This is a genomic window from Halomonas sp. KHS3, from assembly GCF_000830495.1.
In the GTDB taxonomy this organism is placed as follows: Bacteria; Pseudomonadota; Gammaproteobacteria; order Pseudomonadales; family Halomonadaceae; genus Vreelandella; species Vreelandella titanicae.
On record NZ_JWHY01000009.1, the window covers coordinates 201,845 to 220,716 of the forward strand.

An 18,872-nucleotide genomic window follows, 5' to 3' on the forward strand; every position below is an offset into this window, starting at 1 on the left:
AGCGTGAGCGTGTATTACTCATGCCCATAGAGGTTGGCATCCTGATGTGCGTGATCAATATGCTCAAACTCTAAGCTGGAATGGACAATGTTGAAGCGCGTTTTTAACTGCTCTTTGATCTCTGTCTTAATTGCCTCAAGCTGCTGCCAGCCTGCTTCCGTAATGACCACGTGGCAGTCAAGGGCGGCCATGTTTTCCTGCATCTGCCATAGGTGCACATGATGAATATCGTGGACACTTTCGACACCACGCACGGCTTCAATGACGAGTTGACCGTTAATATCTGGGGGAGAGCCCAGCATCAGTGTGCGGATAGGCCCCCCAATCTCCGAAAAGGCGAGGTAAAGGATATACAGCGCAATACCTATCGTAATCGCAGGGTCTACCCAGCGCATGTCGTAGAGCAGAATTAATGAACCGCCGATAATCACAGCGATGGAGGCGAACGCATCAGACAGGTTATGCAGAAAAAGGGCGCGAATATTGACGCTACCTTTTTGCATTGACCAAGTAAGCATGGCGGTGAGGGCATCGACAACAAGAGCGACGCCACCGATGATAACGACCAACCAACCCTGGATCTCTGGCGGTTCAATCATGCGCATGGCGCCTTCGTAAATCAGATAGAGGCCAACGAGAATGAGCGTAGTGTAGTTAATCAGTGCTGCCACTATCTCTATTCGGCCATAGCCGAAGGTCATTTGCGCATCGGCGGGCCGTCTTGCGATCTTGCGCGCAGCAAAGGCAATAACAAGCGCCGCCATATCAGAAAAATTATGCAGCGCATCAGCGATCAGCGAGAGGCTGCCCGCCATAATACCGCCGACGATCTGGGCGATGGTTAATAAGCCATTTGCCCAAATGGAAATACTGACACGTCGGTCGCCAGAGGCAGGATCAATGTGGGGATGATCATGATGATGTCCCATATATAAACCTCGTTAAGTTTTTTCATTCCCGGTACTATAAAACCTCTAGTAACTAAAGCTTCAACCCCTGAATGTCGTCCGTTGGCACTCGCCCCGGGAGGGCAAAGCCTACCCTGGCGATGGCCGATACGCGCTTGTCATTACGGGAGTGACCTTTCCCCCAAAATTTCCAGAATTCTTTATCGTCCACTTCGCGATTGCTCTATAGTCGAGGAACGCTAACCGGATTATCCCTTGTCTATGACCGTTGACCTGCAAGCCCTTTACCCCAAACTGATTCACCTGATGCTGGACACCGTCTTCGTGGTCGATAAAGACAACCAGATCGTCTTCGTGAGTGATGCCTGTGAGTCGCTGCTCGGTTACCTTCCTCAAGAGTTGATCGGCACTCTAATCACGAACTACATGCACCCTGACGATTTAGCCGCAACGCGGGACTCCATTGTTCGTGTGATGAGCGGTAAGCCCCATATTGATTACCGCAACCGCTATATCCGCAAAGACGGCGGTATCGTGCATATCCTGTGGTCTGCCCGCTGGTACGAAGCAGAGGAAGTGCGGGTCGGTGTAGCGCGCAACGTCACAGCGCTTATGCAGGCCGAGGAAGAGTTACGCTACCTTGCCCACCATGATCCACTGACAAAGTTGACCAACCGAGCGCTCTTCTATGACCGCCTTACCTTGGGCCTGAGCACGGCCCATCGCTATCAGAACAACCTGGCATTGCTATTTCTGGATATTAACGACTTCAAAGGCATCAACGATATTCATGGACATGCGGCGGGTGACCGGGTGCTCTGCACGGTAGCAAGACGATTGGAAGGCTGTGTACGCGAGACGGACACGGTGGCCCGCATGGGCGGTGATGAATTCACGGTGCTGTTAACGGACATCAAGTCAGCGCACGCTGTGACAGAAAAGGTGGAACAGATTCTCACGGTCATGAACGAGCCACTAGGCGCTGAATTCGGCGAGGTCAGAATGCCATCCTGCAGCATCGGCGTGGCCTGCTACCCCGCCGACGGGGAAGACGCCGATACCCTGCTGAGCCGTGCTGACAGCCATATGTATCAGATCAAAAGGCGCAGCCGTTAGCGTGTGACGCGCTCTTGCCAAGCTGTTAAGTGGCGCTGTACGACACCCTGCAACCCCACAATATCGCCAGCGTCTAGCGCTTCGACCATCGCATAGTGCTCTCGTATACTCCGCTCCACCCCGCCAGCCTTTGGCCACCCCGGCCCTGCCCCACGCATGCCCTGCTCACGCAGCCAATTCATTTGATCGGCCAACTGCCGGTTACCAGCAAGCACTGCTAGCGCTCGGTGAAAGGCATGATTGCTGAGAAACATGGCTTCACCATCTCCTTCACCGGCAGCATGTTCAAACTGGACACAAGCTTGCCTAACAGGCGCCATCAGCGGCTCTGTTCGACGCGCCATCATCAATGGCGCCATAGCAAGCTCCACCACCAAGCGAGCTTCGGTGAGTTCCAGGCGCTCTTGGTGGCTCCAGCGTCTAACCCGGTAGCCCCGATGAGGCACATGCTCAATGGCTCCCGATTCCGACAAACGCTCCAAGGCGCCTCTCACAACAAAGCGGCTGACGCCATATAGCTCTGCAAGGGCATCTTGGCGTAACCAGCTATCAGCAGGAAAACGCCCGCCCCCCATACCGATTCTTAGCTGCTCCTGTAGCCAGCTTTGGTCTTTATCTTGACGTACGGCCTCTTGACGTTCCGCAGCCTGACTCATTCTTAAGCTCTCCTTTGCCTTCATCATAATAACTTCTTGCAGATTGGCGCCAATTATTTATGATACCCCACTCGCTTATGATAATCATTAACAAAGGGACATCAGATGCATTACCTTCGCGTGCTGCCTTTGGCCATCGCCGCCGCCTCTCCACTGGCTTGGGCCCAGCAACCTGAAGCCAACAGTGAGCTGGAAACCTTAGTGGTCTCTAGCGACTGGTTAAGCGCCACTCGTACCGACCCACAGACCACGCCGGGCGCACGCCAGATATTGGAGGGAGAAGCGCTACACGGCGGCGATATCCGTCAGCTTGAAGATGCACTAGCTCGGGTTCCAGGCATACACACACAGGATGAGACCGGCACGGGCGTGCTGCCAAATATCGGCATTCGCGGTTTATCACCACGCCGTAGCGAGCGGGTACAAATCTTGGTGGACGGTATTCCGGCTGCCTTGGGCCCCTACAGCAATATCGGTGTTTCACTATTCCCGGTAACGCTACCCACGCTAGAACAGATTGACATCGTACGGGGCGGCGCGGCTGTTCACTACGGCCCAAACAACGTGGGCGGGGTGCTCAATTTCGTAACACGCGGCATCCCTGTAGAGGAGGAAGCCCAGTGGCGCGAACGCCTAACGGTGGATGACGCCACCGGCCATGTGCTCAGTGATCACTACCTGCGTGCAGGCGGGCAAGTAAGTGACAACCTGGGGCTTCAGTTTCAGGCCAACCTGATGCGTGGAAAGGGTGGGCGCGAGCGTAGCCAAACACAGGTCGATAATTTCATTTTAGATGCCGATTATCAGCTAAATGACACCCAATGGATCGATGGACAACTGCAGTACTACAGCGTAGACACGGATCTACCCGGCGCACTAACCCCAAACGCCTACGCCCGAGACCGCAGCGATTCTCAGCGTCCCTACGACCGTTTCGAGGCGGACACATGGCGTGCCCACGCAACCTGGCATTGGCAACCGAGCAACAATATCGAGATAAGTTGGCGCCAATTTGGCCACCAGAGTGATCGAACCTTCTGGTTCGGCCAAAACCTGAGCGGTGCTAGCCACTGGTCTGATCCAGGCGAGCCAGCCACCCATGTCGCCGACTCCCCGCGCAGCTTCTCGGTATGGGCCAGCGAGCCCCGCGTCGCCTGGCAACTGGGGAACCACACCCTGATGGTGGGTGCTCGCTATCTGGAGGAAGATGTCGACTTTGATGTGAACCGCCGCGCTGTCGGTAGTGAAACTGCCGCCCCGGTTCGTCGCTGGGACTTCGAAACCCGCGCAATGGCCGCTTACCTAAGCGACACTTGGCAGCTAGGCGGTGGCTGGGAAGTAACCCCTGGTATCCGCTACGAGAATGCAGAGATGGACTACATCGATACCTTAAATGGCGGTCGCGATGAGAATAACGCCACTGCATGGCTACCCGGCCTTACCGTCGGATATGCGGCCAACGAGGCGTGGTATTTGTTTACTTCCGCTCAACGGTCGTTAACCCCGGTGCAACTCGCTCAGATCACCAATCCCGGCGATGTATCTAACGAGACAGCCTGGAACCATGAGCTCGGAGCGCGTTATCAGTCAGGCCCTTGGCAAGCGGAGGCCACAGGCTTTTTGATCAACTACGAAGACCAGGTCGTCAAGCAGCCGGATAACAGTCTAAAGAACCTCGGAGAAACCCGCTATCAAGGGCTTGAAACGCGTTTGGCCTGGGCGCCGAATACCCTGCCCTTCAGCCTCGAAGGCACCTGGACCTGGCTCGATACTAAGCAGCGCAGTGGGGAGCTTGCCGGCAACGAGGTGCCCAACGCACCGAATCACCTGCTCAACCTATTAGCGCGCTGGGAACAGGGTCGTTGGTTCGGCAATATCGGCGCCCGCTACGTGGATAAAAGCTTCGCCGATGCAGCCAACACCACCCAAGAGACCGAGAACGGCAGCACCGGCCCACTGCCTGATTACTGGTTAGTCGATACCAGCTTAGGCTACCGCTTGCCGTTCGCCAGCGCGGCAAGCTTAACTCTGGGCGTGCATAACCTTACCAACGAGGATGCCTATTTCCGCGGGGTAGATACCAGCCCAGTGGGGCGTGTGCCGTTACCAGGGCGTGCCTACAGCTTAGGGTTGGATGTCACCTTTTGAGCCAACGGCGGGCTGCTGACATCAGCCCGCCAGTTCGCGCCATGTTTTGTAAAAGCCATGTTTTATAAAAATCGTCCTGTACAGGCCATGTTTGATTAAGGAGCGTGGGTATGCCCGCTTTGTTTAACCGTCGCCTAAGGCGACGACTATGGCATTCATGCCTGATGGTGTTGACGGTTAGCCTGACGATGCCAGCACTGGCGAATTCGTTTGAGGTGACCGACCTAGCTGGCCGCAAGGTTCTGTTGCCCGGTGACCCACAACGGGTAATCCTGGGCGAAGGACGGCTGCTGTACACCCTTGCCGCTCTCCAGCCTGACGACCCTTTCCAAGACCTTGTGGGTTGGCGTGATGAACTCATTCGCTTCGATGAAGATGTCTGGCAACGCCTTCAGCAACGTTTCCCTCACGCCGAACAGTTAGCGCGTTTCGGCAAAGCGGCCACCGGTGAATTCGATCTCGAACAAGCCATTGCGCTTAATCCAGACGTCATTGTTTTTGATCTGAGCGCCTGGCCAGCATTGCGTGAAGGCTCGACGCTAGGGACGCTGGAAGCATCCGGAGTAGCGGTGATATTCGTGGATTTCCTGACCCAAGCAGACCTGCATATGGTGCCCAGCCTGAGGCTGATGGGAAGAATCTTTGATGCCGAAGCGCGGGCCGAGACGCTGATTAACATGCGTCAGAAAGCGCTTGAAGAAGTCGCCAAGCGCTTGCCTGAGCCACTACAGCGGCCTGATGTTTTGATCGAAACGGCGGCGGGGCTGCATCCTGAGTGCTGTCGAAGCGTCGGTGATGACAACCTGGGGCGCGTTGTGCGGCTGGCCGGTGGGCACAACATTGCCGCTGAGCGACTACCGGGCCTATTTGGACAACTGCACATAGAATGGATACTGTCTCGAGATCCCGACGTCATCATTCAAACTGGAGGTGACTGGCAGGTACTAAGCAGCAGTTCAATTCCCCTGGGCTATGACGTTTCAGAGCACGAAACCCGCGCCGCCATGCGGGAGCTGATTGCGGCTCGACCAGGGTGGTCAACCCTCAAAGCGGTGGAATCAGGCCGCGTGTATGCGCTTTGGCACTTGTTTTACAACACACCCTTTCAGTTTATCGCCGTTCAGCAAGTCGCGAAGTGGCTGCACCCTGATGCCATGGCAGACCTAGACCCTGCGGCAGCCTGGCAATCCGTACACGAAACCCTACTACCTTACCCGCTAGAAGGCACCTTCTGGGCTGATTTGGAACCGGCGCCATGATGCTTTGGAGGCCTACCGGAACTACATAATGGCCTGCTGTTTAGCTAGAGCGCCGATGCTCGACCAATTCTGTAACACTGAATTCGCCAGCGTACAATGCAAGCATGCGTGAGGCTCATCTCCAAGGTGAGCGTGGCAACAGGCATGACTCATAGAGCCTCCTGAAGGTCTCCAAAATAAGGTCTTGAGGTATCTACAAAGTGCTACCTCACGGTGACGAGCACGTTCGCGATTCTTCTACTCAGTTCAGTCATGTACTGTATGTATCCCAGCATAAAAAAGCGGCCCCCTGTCCGTAAGGAAAAGGGGCCGCCCATCCTTTTCAAACATCAAAACATCAGGCAAAAATAAAGCCTTCTGCCAAGTGTTTTATCTGCATTTCATCAGAGAAAGCAAAGTGGGTCATGACATCGCCATGATCTACCGTTGATTCTTCAAGCATATCCGACCAGTACTCAAAACCATCGGCATCCGGGGCTCTATCAAAGGCATTCGCGTATAGCATCGTGAGGTAATCGTCATCACTGAGGCTATTGCCGTGGTTGCTGACAAACTCTTCCGACTCAAGGAAGAATTCGGCAATATCGAACACACTCACCCCTTCCTTGCGTACATCGGACCAGTAATCAAGTCCTGAGGCATCTGCCTTTCGATCAAATGCCACTTCATACAACGCATGAAGAATCGATATTTCAACCGTATCATGGATCTCGGCTAGCTCAACAGAGACTGTCGCTGTGTTTGCGGCACCATGGGTATCTTCAATCGAGTATTCAAAGATATCTCTGAAACGCTCCTTATCGTCAGAAGGTTCAAATGCTGCTCGCTGATCATAAAGGAAATCACCGTTTTCCTGCACGGTCACGGTAGCGCCAGATGTCAGCACCATGGCAGTATCGAAAACAACCGCCTGCCCGCCAATGCCCGTAATTGAAATAACGTCGTTGTCAGCATCTTTATCGATACCATTTCCGTTATCCTCAAACAGGTTGCCACTTAGTAACCAGCCGAAACGCTCTGAGAACTCGTCGTTATTCGCAACAGGTGCACGGTTCAACTCCTCATCCGGCAATTCGTCCGGATCGATATCGGGCGTTGGCTCAGGCGTCGGCACTGGTTCCTCAGAGGTTTCCGGTGCGCGGAAGCCAATGGCACCAGGGTCAACAATAATTCCGTTAGCGACACCATCTGAATCAAACTCGCCGCCATCTTCAATCACAAAATCAAAGCGTATTTTATTACCTTCTCTTGTCAGGCTACCACCAAAGTCAGCGCTGGCCAGATTCACCCAATCTCCATCGGCATCCTGCTTCCAATAGCCGTTGACATCGAGATCACCACCAACAAACAAGGAAAACACACTCGACCCGCCAACCGTTTCCACATCGGATTCAAACGCGATTAAACCAAACGGCATATTGAGGTCGTCCGGTCGGTCATCTGGTGCATCAAGCTGGCGAACATTACGCAGCGCTAGCGTACCGGCACCGCTCCCAGAGGTTCCGCTGCCATTTGACGATAGCGTAATAAAAGCCTCAGCTGCATCGCCAGGGTTGGAAACAGCCGTAGACGTGGATAAAAACGGTACAGAACTAATGTTGCTTTGCTCAGCATCAGGAATGCCATCGCCATTGCCATCACCAGTGCTATTGCCGTCCAGCGAAGGTACGCGCGCTTCATCCGCATCTGGAACACCGTCTTCATCTTGCTCGAGTTTAGCGCTAATAGGTGAAGTCCTTGCCGACGCTATAAACTCTTCGGTGCCCTGCTGATCAGTGTAGCTGGCACGCACGCTGATTTCGCTACCAACATCCTCTTGGGTAAGGGTATAGGTTTCGTCAGTAGCACCGAGGATCTCAGTGCCATCACGCAGCCACTGGTAGCTGATCGCGCCCAGGCCGTCTTCATCGGCCAAGGTATGGCTGGCTGTAAGGGTCTGGTCTTCAGCAGCATCGCCGCTGATGGTGACACTGCCGGTGGGAACGCCGTTGACATTGGCCACGGCCGCCGTAGCTGAAGAGACGACCGCTTCTGCGGTGCCCTGCTGATCGGTATAGCTAGCCCGCACGCTAATCTTGCTGCCTACATCGGCTTGGGTCAGGGTGTAGGTGTTGCTAACAGCATTATCAATAACACTGCCATCACGTAGCCATTGGTAGCTGATCGTGCTCAGGCCATCTTCATCGGCTAGGGTACTACTTGCAGTCAACGTCTGGTTTTCCTCGACGGTGCCAGCAATCATTACGCTGCCGGTAGGTGCATCGTTCACATTCGTCACAACATTTGTGACGCTAGAGGTCACTGACTCCTCCTTCCCACGCTGATCAGTATACGACGCCTGCACACTGACCTTCGTCCCCACATCCACCTGGGACAGGGTATAAGTCTCCCCAGTTACACCATCAATAGCTTTGTCATCACGCCGCCATTGGTAGCTGATAATGCCCAAGCCATCTTGATCGGCCAGGGTATTGCTCGCGGTAAGTGTTTGACCTTCCTCGGCGGAACCACTGATAGTGACACTGCCGGTAGGTGCTCTATTGGGTTCTGTTATAGTGATGCTTACGCTATCACTGGCGGTGGAAAAGGCGGCTTTCACATTTCCGGCATCGATGGTGGCCACGCCAGCATCACCATTGCTGTGCCCCCCGGTTCCATCCCAGGCTCTAAAGCTGATAGCACCATTAAGCGTACCGCTGTAACTGGCATCGGGTTTGAAATACAGGCGGGTATCGTCGTTAGCAGCCAAGAGCAGTGCGGAAGCGTCAGAAACCGCTCCGGTGAGTTCAGCCCACGTTTGTCCACCGTCAGTCGTGTAATAAAGCGCCCCGTTTTCATTAACGCCGGTAATGGCCAGGCCGGGTGCATCACCTTCGGCATCGCTGTAGTTGCCGATACCGGTTGAATTAATAATATTGCTGAGCAACGTTGAGCCATCCAAGGAACCCGCCTCCGGCGCGCCCTGGTTTTGCAGCACACTCACTAGTTCAGGTGCTTTGCTGGCATCCAATACCGGCGCGTCGTTGACCGCCTTAACGGTAACAGTGGAAGAGACATTTAAACCTGTGGTGGTATCTTGACCGCTGTTTTCGGTACCCCCATTGTCTTTAACGCCTGTAATGGTGACTATGCGGTCACCTGCAACGGGGTTTTCACTCAGGTGGGCGTAAAAAAGGTTATCCGCGTAACCATTCCAAACATTGGCAATGTCAGAGCTGTCGATGACGACTGTTGCCACTTTTTGGTCATCCACGGCAACCGCATAGCTGAAGTTCAACTCGCTAGTATTAACAGTACCGTTTTGACCATTGACCAATGGCATCACAATGGCACTGTCCGTCCCCGTTCTAATAGCTAAGACTTCATCGCTGGTGCCTGACACATTGCTCACCGTGAGAGTGACCTGGGTAACCTCTTGCCCGGTTTCAATAGTGTCAAACGTATTATTACCAAAGAGCATGGCTAAATTCGCCCAATCAATCTGAGCGTTATCCAATTCAGTAAACATTGGATTTAGACCGCTGCCAGTGTAAGTGGGCGCATCATTAACATCGGTAATATCAAGATTAACAGTCACGTTTTCAGCCAGTGACCCACCGTTCACATCTTCTGCACTAATGGTGAACGTAGCAGCATTATCACCACTGGCGTTTTCAGCACCGGTGTATTGAATAGCAGAAATGGTATCTAAATACGCATTGATATCTGCGGCACTGCCCGACAAAGTTAATGCGCCCGTGCCAGAGCCCACGACGTACTGGAAGCGGCTAAAGTACCGGCAGAAGCAGTTAAGGTCACGGTTAGGCTATCGCCATCAGCATCCGCAAACGTCACAGAAGACAAGTCAACATTGGAARCCGTGTGYTCGGTTACTGTGATATCTGAAGGCGCGCCAGCAACGGTGGGGGCGTCGTTAACTGCGGTAATATCGAGGTTAACGGCTGTCGTACTGGAATCAACCGTGCCGTCATTCGCCTTAAGACTTAACGTAGCAGCATTATCNGGGGGCGTCGTTAACTGCGGTAATATCGAGGTTAACGGCTGTCGTACTGGAATCAACCGTGCCGTCATTCGCCTTAAGACTTAACGTAGCAGCATTATCGCCACTGGCGTTTTCGGCACCGGTGTATTGAATAGCAGAAATGGTATCTAAATACGTATTGATATTGGCGGCACTGCCCGACAAACTTAATGCGCCCGTGCCCGAACCACCAATAGTCACCCCACCACCACTGGAAGCGGCTAACGTGCCTGCAGAAGCAGTTAAGGTCACGGTTAGGGTATCGCCATCAGCATCCGCAAACGTCACAGAAGACAAGTCAACATTGGAAGCCGTGTCTTCGGTTACTGTGATATCTGAAGGCGCGCCAGCAACGGTGGGGACGTCGTTAACTGCGGTAATATCGAGGTTAACGGTTGTCGTACTGGAATCAACCGTGCCGTCATTCGCCTTAAGACTTAACGTAGCGGCATTATCACCACTGGCGTTTTCGGCACCGGTGTATTGAATAGCAGAAATGGTATCTAAATACGCATTGATATCTGCGGCACTGCCCGACAAAGTTAATNATTATCACCACTGGCGTTTTCGGCACCGGTGTATTGAATAGCAGAAATGGTATCTAAATACGCATTGATATCTGCGGCACTGCCCGACAAAGTTAATGCRCCCGTGCCAGAGCCCRCGACGGTCACACTACCGCTACTGGAAGCGGCTAAAGTACCTGCTGATGCGGTTAAGGTCACGGTTAGGCTATCGCCATCAGCATCCGCAAACTCCACAGAAGACAAGCCAACATTGGAAGCCGTGTCTTCGGTTACTGTGATATCTGAAGGCGCGCCAGCAACGGTGGGGGCGTCGTTAACTGCGGTAATATCGAGGTTAACGGTTGTCGTACTGGAATCAACCGTGCCGTCATTCGCCTTAATACTTAACGTAGCGGCATTATCACCGCTGGCGTTGCTCGCGCCGGTGTATTGAATGTTGGTCGTAGTGTCCAAATAGGTATTAATATTCGCGGCGGTACCAGCAAGTGTCAGAACCCCTGCGCCGGAGCCGCTCACGGTCACGCTGCCACCAGAGGAAGCGGCTAACGTGCCTGCCGATGCAGTAAGCGTGACAGTGAGGTTATCACCATCGCTGTCGGCAAGCGTCACATCAGACAGGTCAACATTGGAAACCGTATCTTCGGTTACCGTGATATCGGAAGGTGCTCCAGTGATGGTAGGTGCAGCGTTTGTAGGAACAGCAGTGATGTTGGTGACAACGAGGTCGTCAAAGGTAATGTAAAAGCCACTATATTCTCCATCTACTGTATTCTCAGTCAAAGTAAAAGAAGTAATACCCTTAAAAAAGTCCGCATTAATATGATTTTCTATATCTAGAGTGGTAACGGTGGTATTTGAGGCAATAAATTCTATGCTTCCTTTATCCGAAGTCAAAACAATAACTTCATTATCACCATCCCAACTTTGAAGCATCAAACTTGAAAGATCAAATTGCTTTCCAGAATCAATAGAGAAAGTAAGCTTCGTCTCAGCAGGAGCCCATTCACCAGTATCAATCGATTCAGAACCGGATAAATTTACATTTGTGAAGCCACCATTATCACTGTCTAGCAGATTTGCACTTTCACTTTCGATAGTAAACGTAGCACTTGTACCAACAGCAGTGACTGTTTTTGTACCGAGTCCAGTGACACCTGATTCAAAGCCGAAGGTGGCAGCGTTATCAACAGCAGTAATATCCACGTTAACCGTTGTCGTACTCGAATCCACCGTGCCGTCATTCGCCTTAATCGTTAACGTAGCGGCGTTATCACCACTGGCGTTGCTCGCGCCGGTGTATTGAATGTTAGAAGTGGTATCTAAGTACGTATTGATATTCGCAACACTGCCCGACAAGGTTAATGCGCTCGAGCCAGACCCAGTGACAGCTACGCCACCACCACTGGAAGCGGCCAAAGTGCCTGCCGAGGCAGTTAAGGTCGCGGTTAGGGTATCGCCATCAGCATCCGCAAACGTCACAGAAGACAGGTCAACATTGGAAGCCGTATCTTCGGTTACCGTGATATCGGAAGGTGCGCCGGTAATGGTGGGGGGGTTGTTGGCAGGAGCCGCATCAGCCTGAACCACCTGAAAAATTAAATCATTACTACCAACTACCGAGCCATCATAAACAATCGACCCACCCGCGTATTCTTCGTCCGTATACAGCAAGCCAATCGTTCCCGCAGGAGAGAACACAAAAGTATAAACTGAACCACTCGTCAGACTCACCGTCGTCGACAAGGTAACTATGGAATATGTGTAATCATCGAGATCTGTTAAAGTATTGCCGAATGAGGCGCCCGTCTGCGTTGCGAGGACTGAACCGCCAATTCCACTTCCGGAATACACCGTCAAGGTCCAATCAGAGCCATTGTCAAAATCATTACTAGCAACATGAATTTCCTTCAAAACACCCGTTTTTGTCGCCGTGAAAGTCTGTCCAATTGCCGCGTCGCCCGATGTTTGCGCAATACCAGCGGCGCCATTGGTCCCTATTGTTTCGTCAGCCAACACACTAGAATAGCTCTCGCTCGATAACACGGCTGTTTCGACACTCCCAGCCGTCCTTTCCAACTCCCAATCCCCACCTTTACTCGCCGCACCAGTCAAATCATCCGACGCAGCCACATCCGCCTGGGTAACTTCAGCTAAGGCAGTAATGAAGTCTTGCCCTTCGCCGCTGGCGACGGAGCAACCGTAAAGCAGTAAATCGCCTTCTTCATTTAAAGCGGCACCCAGTTGGGCAAGATCAGAGGCACGAGTATTGATAGCACTCTCATCGAGGCTAAAATTGCCTAGATGGATCTGGCCTTCTGAACCATGGCTAATGATATGAATGGCGTCGTAACCGCTGTGGGTTTGTGCCCATTGCGCCATTTGCTCCAGGCCATCGCGGGAAGGGTCTAGGGTGACGATGTCGGCCCCTTCGGGAACTCCATCAACAAGGGTTTGCCAACCATCAATACCTGTATCGATGAAAATGACTTCTTTGACGTTACCGCGTTGTAAAAGATCGCTCACCATTTTTGTCCCCTTCCCCATCTATTATTATCGCCCCCAATGAGGAAGCCGCCTCAACGCGTACATCGCTAATGCTACCGCTCAGGTATTGTAGCCCTAGTTGATTACAGTACCTCGCACTTTTTAACTCGAAATTGCTAATTAATTTGGACTAAGTAGAGCCAACTCATCGGGGAGAGTCAAAAAGATTTTTGTGACATTTGTTTGCATGTTCGACGATCTAGACGAATTATTAGCGCATCTATAGCGTACCAATAATTAGTTAGATGCTTCCTGAACCTCACTCCGCCTGCACCGAAGCCTGCTAGGTCCACGTGATTGGGCCATCGGCATGGTCGCCATCAGCATCGGGGTAGGGCTGTTATACGGGCGAAACGTCATTCCGCCGTTCTGGTCCATCGCCGTTGCCAACGCCTTAATCCTTGTCGGTCATGCTTTTGTGGTCGCTGGGGCTTCGCATCATCAGCATCGGTATGGCCGCTTCTGGTATTTCTCGGTGCCTGGACGATTGTGCACGACAGCCGCTTTCAGCTACTTAATGCACATCAGGCAGTCGCGGTGCTGCTTGCTCTTCATGGCACCCTCAATCTGGCACGGGCAGCCCAAACCTTGTTGGAACCGGTATTGACGCTCGGCCCTAGCACAAGCACCTTCTTCGCCTGGGGCATCCTGTTCTTCTTCGGTCTGACAGTAGGGTTGGCGGTAATGGTGACAGAGCGGTTGCGTGACCTACTACAGGATCGCCTCATCGAGGAGAACGTTGCCCATTGCGCGGCGGAAGCAGCGCTTCAGGAGCAACTCAACTTCTTGACTATGGTCTCGCATGAATTCCGCACACCGCTGGGTATCATGGCGGCATTGGCGGATCTCATCGCCTGCAACCTGCCAGCGGACGACAAAGAGTCGGCCGAGGAGCTGGATCGTATCCATAGGGCCTCACGGCGATTAGGAAACTTGGTCGAGGGGTGTCTGGCCGATGACTGGTTGGAAAGCGTGTCACAGAGTCGTCGTTCAGGCGAGCTCGATGTCGGCACCGTGCTGGCCGAACTGGCCACGGAGTACAACGTGGTTCTGTATGGGGCAGTAGAACCAATCCGCGTGGATGCCGACCCCTACCTGCTGCCCATCGCTTTTTCCGCTCTACTGGATAACGCATGTAAATACGCCCACACGCCTGAGGGCGTTACGCTTTCGTACTTCCAGCAGGGAAAAACAGTGGAGGTAACCGTACGCGACGACGGGCCGGGCATCGACCCCGCCGATGTACCGCGGCTGTTCGAGAAGTTTTATCGCGCACGCCGCACCCAGCATAAACCGGGCGCAGGCCTGGGCCTGCATTTGGTTCAGCGCATCGTTGCTTTGCACGAAGGGAGCATCAAATTAGATCAGACCCATGGCACGGTTTTTTTATGTCTCTCTACCCGTGCTCAAGTCTTAAGTGGAAACTCTCATGCCCTCAATACGCATCGCCCTAGTGGATGACGAACCGGATTTCCGTCAGCCGATGGCCCGCTACCTCCGCAAACGTGGGATGACGGTCTACGAGGCAGGCTCGGTCGAAGAACTGCGGCCTGTGCTTTCCGAGGTCGCACCAAACATAATCTTGCTTGATGTAGGCCTGTTCGGTGAAAGTGGCCTGGACGCGGTCAAAAGCTTGCGCGACGAAAGCAAAGCCGGTGTCATCATGGTGACTGCCCGCAGCGGTCTCGAAGAGCGTATCGAAGGTCTCGGCCGTGGCGCCGACAGCTATCTTTGCAAACCCGTGAGCATGCGGGAACTGGAAGCGGTAGTGCTAAGCCTTTGGCGGCGAATTGGAAACGAAGAAACGGGCGGGATGTTCGCTGCCTTAACAATCGCCATGAAAGATGGCAATCCCCTCAATACGGGGATTCAAAAAATTCTCGTGCCAAGGTCAGTAGATCAACCAAGCTAGGGCGCAAGAGCTCACAACACCCATTACGGCTTCATACTACTGCGATAGAGTAGCTATCAGATTACAACCCGTGTGAGGCTTAGCATCTACATCCCCCAGCACCACCGAGGAGAATCACTGCATTAGTAAAGTTAAATTTGCGAGCCCGCTCACTACCACTAATATTAGAAGGCGCCGTCCGAATCACGGCACGGAACTGGGGTATTGTGGTTGCTTGCTGGGGTAGGTGCCCATAGGCCTGCACCCACATGACATGAATTGCTTTAGAGCACTCTATCGGGCAGCAGAGGAAAACCTCTATAGCCTATGTGGTCATCAGTCGCCCTACGCTTATGCTCGGCTTCTAGTTGAGCGGAGCTAAAAAATAAAGGGAAATGGGAATGTTAAAAAACAGCTATTTAATCTCTCGTTCGACCGCCACGGCTCTTTCTCTGCTGCTATCTTCCTCGGCTTTGGCGGATGAGGTGTACAGCGAGACAGCAACCGGTATGGTCGAAGCCGCTGTTCAAGCGATCTGCGAGGGTGATAAAGAAAGACATCTTTCAATGCACCAGCGGAAAATTGAACCCGATCTATATTATGAGGAAAAATTCTCTGCCTTCCATACAGCATGCAGAGATAACGGTATAGCAGATATTGAAACGACATCTGATTTTGATGATGCATTAATGCAAGAGCAAAAGCGTCGATTTCACATTGATGCAAACATCGTCATGGGAGACGGGTCTGTGTACGCAACCACGTTTCGAGTGATTTGGGGGTCGTTCAACGTGCCAGAGGGTAGCAACTCAGTCGAGGCGTGGAGATTGGGCGGCCTTAGTAGAGTAGAAGTACCTATCCTCAGGGAAGACCTGTCGCGAAATTAACGGATGCCTGATGGACTTACTCGTTACTTTTCTTTCCCAGCACATCGCTTAAATAATTTTTCGCTCACTGAGCGGGCTCAGTGAGCGTTTTAAAGGGTAACTTTGCCAAGCTGGCGTTGTCACCACTAATAAAAATTAGTCTTATTGCGCGATTTCTTTCACAACCCAACTGACCACTTCTTCATTACCAAATTCAGCCTTCCACTCCTGGATAACTTTGTGATTCCCGCCACGGGTTTCTACTACCTCACCAGTGTGTGGGTTCTTGTATACCTTCAAGGGACGTTTTTTACGCCCATCTGTGCTGCTGGTGCTTACCTTTCCAGCTTTTGCTGGTTTAGAGCGGTAAGATGGGTCAAGCATTTCACATACGTCGCGCGCTAATTTTCCGTGCTCAGTCATAAGTGCTTGTAGTCTTTCTTTGAATTCAAGCTCTGCTTTTAGCTCACTGTTGTTTTCCAGCGCTTGCAGCTCTTCCTGCAGCTGCTTTAACATCTGTTCTTTTTTGAGATAGTTACTCAGTACCGACGCCATAGTCTAAATTCCTATATTTTTAAAATTTAAGGTAACCCTTAAACATATATCTTACGCATTATAGCTTTAATATAGCCATTGAGAAAAGGAAAGCTCAATTTTCAGGCCTGGATGCATAGAATAACCGCAGCACTTTGGATCATAAGGTAAAGGTAGGAGGGCCAGCAACGGCATCCTCTCTGCCTTAACCTGCCATAGTGAAGCAGGGCATGGGATATCGACAACCGACTCAGGCCCAACGATACCAAATTTTTAGCTATCTTTAGACCGACATCAGCCAGCGGGCCATTGGATCCCACAGCAGCACCATTAGCTTCGAGATAAAACGCAACGAGCCGACCAGGGTTATGCGCCAGAACAGGCCTCGTCGGCCAGACATATATTTGCGACCCGCACCGCTCATGCCAGCGTGGTATTAATGAAAACACCAATGACTGATTCGCCAATATTTCCCGAAAGGGACAGGCTTCCGACACGGGTCAGACACAGAGCTAAGGGTCGTCGTCAATAACCTCAACGATAGACCAAGAAAGCGGCTGGGATACCGAACCCCAGCCCAGGTGTTATTAGGAGAATACGCAGAAGCACTAGCAGCCGCTGCATTTATTGGTTGAATTCAGAATTAAAGGCTAGGCAGTTGAGTTTCTATATTAGAAATGCCATTCGATATTAAGCGTCATAGCGTCGGTATCAACCCCTGGCTTATTGTGATTACCAAATTTATTGCGCCAATATTCGTAGCCAACGCCGGCCCATAGCGAGTTTTCCGCCCCCCACGCGACTTGTCCTACATCCAGCATCAGCGAGGTACGCATTAACTGCTCAGGCTTGGTCGAATCGCCAAAGTAGTCATCCCCTTTCGCATCGTTGTAGTTATAGAAGCCTTGAAATTTTAGCGGTAACGCAGCCGCTTCAAACGGTAACCCCCAAGCCAAATTGATTTGGTAATAAGGGTCAAATGAGATGCTGTTCTGGTTTTCGGGTAGCCCACAGGGTGGCAGGCCGCAGTGGTTCCACTCCCGGCTATAAAACAGGCTTAGATCTACAAATCCTCGCGGCACGTCAAACTTAAACGTTGGCCCAACTACCAGTTGGCGCTTACGCGGCGCAAAGCCGGTGTTTTTAGTGTTGAGGTCAAACCCGAAGGTTAGTGCCATATCCCTGACTGGCCCGAATGCTACCGGCTCATCAAACACGCCCCCCGCATGCAGTTGATGACGGTATGTCAAGTACGCTTCCGTTGCCCCTGAGTCACTATTGCTGGCGGGATCTTCATCACTGGACTGTAGAAGATCCAGATTGAAAAAGTTTTGCCCCAGTGAATAACCACTTGCATGGGTGAACTGGAGAATATGCTTCTCCACATTTTCAGGGTTATTAGGCTCCATAAACTGTGTTCCATAGCGATAACCCACAAACGTATCACTCCACGCCGCCGCATGAGCACCTGCCGACATACAGCCAAGAAGTGTGGCCACCGACACGTACTTAGCCACTGCTCGGTTTCTCTTCAACATGCGAAAACCTCTTTTGTTTGATTTTTTAGACGCATTTTTTAACGCCGCGAATGTTTTTGCTGGCGTGAACAACCGTTTTTTTTCGATAACAGCACTTCTTAGAGTACATTTATCTATATTTATTGTATACAATAAGAATGACAATAAAATACAAAAGGAGCATACAATGTCGCTAATTTTAAACGCCGCACGCCCTAGCAGCCTTGGTTTAGAAGATTTTCTTACCCATTACGGCGATATATTCGAACACTCGCCATGGGTAGCAGAAACTTTTTGGAAACAAGGGCTTACTGATCAGCATGATGATGCCGATGTACTAGCAGACAGTATGGGAGCAGTGCTTAGGAACGCCGATGTTGATCAGCAAATTGCGGTTATCCGCGCTCACCCTGATCTAGCGGGAAAAGCCGCCTTGGCCGGCGAATTAACCCAGGACTCCACCCGCGAACAGGCGGGAGCAGGCCTAGACCAGTGCACCGCTGCAGAGTTTGAGCGCTTCCAACGGCTGAATCAGGCTTACCAGGATAAGTTCGGCTTCCCCTTCGTGATTGCCGTTAAAGGGCTTGATCGTCACGCCATTCTCGATGCATTCGAAAAGCGACTTGAAAACGACGCCGTAACTGAACGACAAACAGCCATTAATCAAATCATCCAGATAGCGCGCTTTCGCTTGCACATGCGTGCCGAGACGGCTGCATAAACCCCATGAGATTACTCTTCCCACAGCCTGAACGGTGCTCGCCCTTCAGGCTGTGAGGCTTACCCTTTATCGTCATTCGGAGAGACCTCTATGAGTCTGGAGACAAGAGAAGATCTCGATCCGATCGAAACCACGGAATGGATTGATTCCCTGGAATCGGTATT

Annotated in this window: 15 protein-coding genes; 7 read left to right on the forward strand and 8 right to left on the reverse strand. The window is 52.1% G+C overall.

The window, feature by feature from the left end:
- Positions 1-14 precede the first annotated feature (14 nt).
- The gene (locus RO22_RS19115; RefSeq protein WP_009286094.1) at positions 15-929 is read right to left on the reverse strand and encodes a cation diffusion facilitator family transporter; all 915 of its coding nucleotides are present in this window, start codon (positions 927-929) and stop codon (positions 15-17) included.
- A 240-nt stretch (positions 930-1,169) separates the two neighbouring features.
- Between RO22_RS19115 and RO22_RS19120 the strand changes: the two genes are divergently transcribed.
- On the forward strand, positions 1,170-2,024 hold the full coding sequence (locus RO22_RS19120; RefSeq protein ID WP_039857504.1) for a sensor domain-containing diguanylate cyclase: 855 nt from the start codon (positions 1,170-1,172) through the stop codon (positions 2,022-2,024).
- On the opposite strand, the gene RO22_RS19125 is transcribed toward RO22_RS19120, so the two are convergent.
- Complete coding sequence (locus tag RO22_RS19125) at positions 2,021-2,680, reverse strand: GntR family transcriptional regulator (RefSeq protein WP_039857506.1); 660 nt, start codon at positions 2,678-2,680, stop codon at positions 2,021-2,023. The two genes, RO22_RS19120 and RO22_RS19125, sit on opposite strands and share 4 nt — an antisense overlap.
- Positions 2,681-2,785: 105 nt before the next feature.
- Between RO22_RS19125 and RO22_RS19130 the strand changes: the two genes are divergently transcribed.
- A complete protein-coding gene (locus RO22_RS19130) occupies positions 2,786-4,828 on the forward strand; it encodes a TonB-dependent receptor family protein (RefSeq protein WP_041159096.1) in 2,043 nt (680 codons plus the stop codon).
- A 110-nt stretch (positions 4,829-4,938) separates the two neighbouring features.
- Positions 4,939-6,087, forward strand: coding sequence for an ABC transporter substrate-binding protein (locus tag RO22_RS19135; protein WP_235270533.1), 1,149 nt, complete (start codon positions 4,939-4,941; stop codon positions 6,085-6,087).
- A 337-nt stretch (positions 6,088-6,424) separates the two neighbouring features.
- Here the strand turns inward: RO22_RS19135 and RO22_RS23915 are convergent, their stop codons facing one another.
- The 4 genes from RO22_RS23915 to RO22_RS19150 form a co-directional block, all read right to left on the reverse strand.
- Positions 6,425-9,811 carry a DUF4214 domain-containing protein gene (locus RO22_RS23915; RefSeq protein ID WP_052475708.1) on the reverse strand — a complete coding sequence of 1,129 codons (3,387 nt, stop codon included), beginning with the start codon at positions 9,809-9,811 and terminating at the stop codon, positions 6,425-6,427.
- Between the two features lie 2 nt (positions 9,812-9,813).
- Positions 9,814-10,158: a hypothetical protein gene (locus tag RO22_RS25390; RefSeq protein WP_411906768.1), complete on the reverse strand. Its 345-nt coding sequence runs from the start codon at positions 10,156-10,158 to the stop codon at positions 9,814-9,816.
- Positions 10,085-10,648, reverse strand: a complete 564-nt coding sequence (locus RO22_RS19145) for a hypothetical protein (protein WP_041159098.1) — start codon at positions 10,646-10,648, stop codon at positions 10,085-10,087. The genes RO22_RS25390 and RO22_RS19145 overlap by 74 nt, the downstream gene beginning before the upstream one ends.
- Before the next feature lie 2 nt (positions 10,649-10,650).
- Complete coding sequence (locus tag RO22_RS19150) at positions 10,651-13,161, reverse strand: DUF4347 domain-containing protein (protein ID WP_052475709.1); 2,511 nt, start codon at positions 13,159-13,161, stop codon at positions 10,651-10,653.
- Positions 13,162-13,668: 507 nt separating this feature from the next.
- On the opposite strand from RO22_RS19150, the gene RO22_RS19155 reads away from it, so the two are divergent.
- The 3 genes from RO22_RS19155 (at position 13,669) to RO22_RS19165 (ending at position 15,957) form a co-directional block, all read left to right on the forward strand.
- Positions 13,669-14,640 (forward strand): sensor histidine kinase, encoded by a 972-nt coding sequence (locus tag RO22_RS19155; RefSeq protein ID WP_052475710.1) that lies wholly within the window; start codon positions 13,669-13,671, stop codon positions 14,638-14,640.
- The gene (locus RO22_RS19160) at positions 14,609-15,091 is read left to right on the forward strand and encodes a response regulator transcription factor (protein WP_052475711.1); all 483 of its coding nucleotides are present in this window, start codon (positions 14,609-14,611) and stop codon (positions 15,089-15,091) included. Before RO22_RS19155 ends, RO22_RS19160 begins: the two co-directional genes overlap by 32 nt.
- Before the next feature lie 380 nt (positions 15,092-15,471).
- Complete coding sequence (locus RO22_RS19165; RefSeq protein WP_022521385.1) at positions 15,472-15,957, forward strand: hypothetical protein; 486 nt, start codon at positions 15,472-15,474, stop codon at positions 15,955-15,957.
- 141 nt (positions 15,958-16,098) lie between these two features.
- Here RO22_RS19165 and RO22_RS19170 read toward each other — a convergent pair whose 3' ends face one another.
- Positions 16,099-16,491 (reverse strand): histone-like nucleoid-structuring protein, MvaT/MvaU family, encoded by a 393-nt coding sequence (locus RO22_RS19170; RefSeq protein WP_027958395.1) that lies wholly within the window; start codon positions 16,489-16,491, stop codon positions 16,099-16,101.
- 650 nt (positions 16,492-17,141) lie between these two features.
- A complete protein-coding gene (locus RO22_RS19175; protein ID WP_041159100.1) occupies positions 17,142-18,008 on the reverse strand; it encodes a hypothetical protein in 867 nt (288 codons plus the stop codon).
- A 166-nt stretch (positions 18,009-18,174) separates the two neighbouring features.
- Here RO22_RS19175 and uraD point away from each other — a divergent pair, with 166 nt between their 5' ends.
- Positions 18,175-18,708 (forward strand): 2-oxo-4-hydroxy-4-carboxy-5-ureidoimidazoline decarboxylase, encoded by a 534-nt coding sequence (uraD, locus tag RO22_RS19180; protein WP_041159101.1) that lies wholly within the window; start codon positions 18,175-18,177, stop codon positions 18,706-18,708.
- The last annotated feature ends 164 nt before the right edge of the window (positions 18,709-18,872 follow it).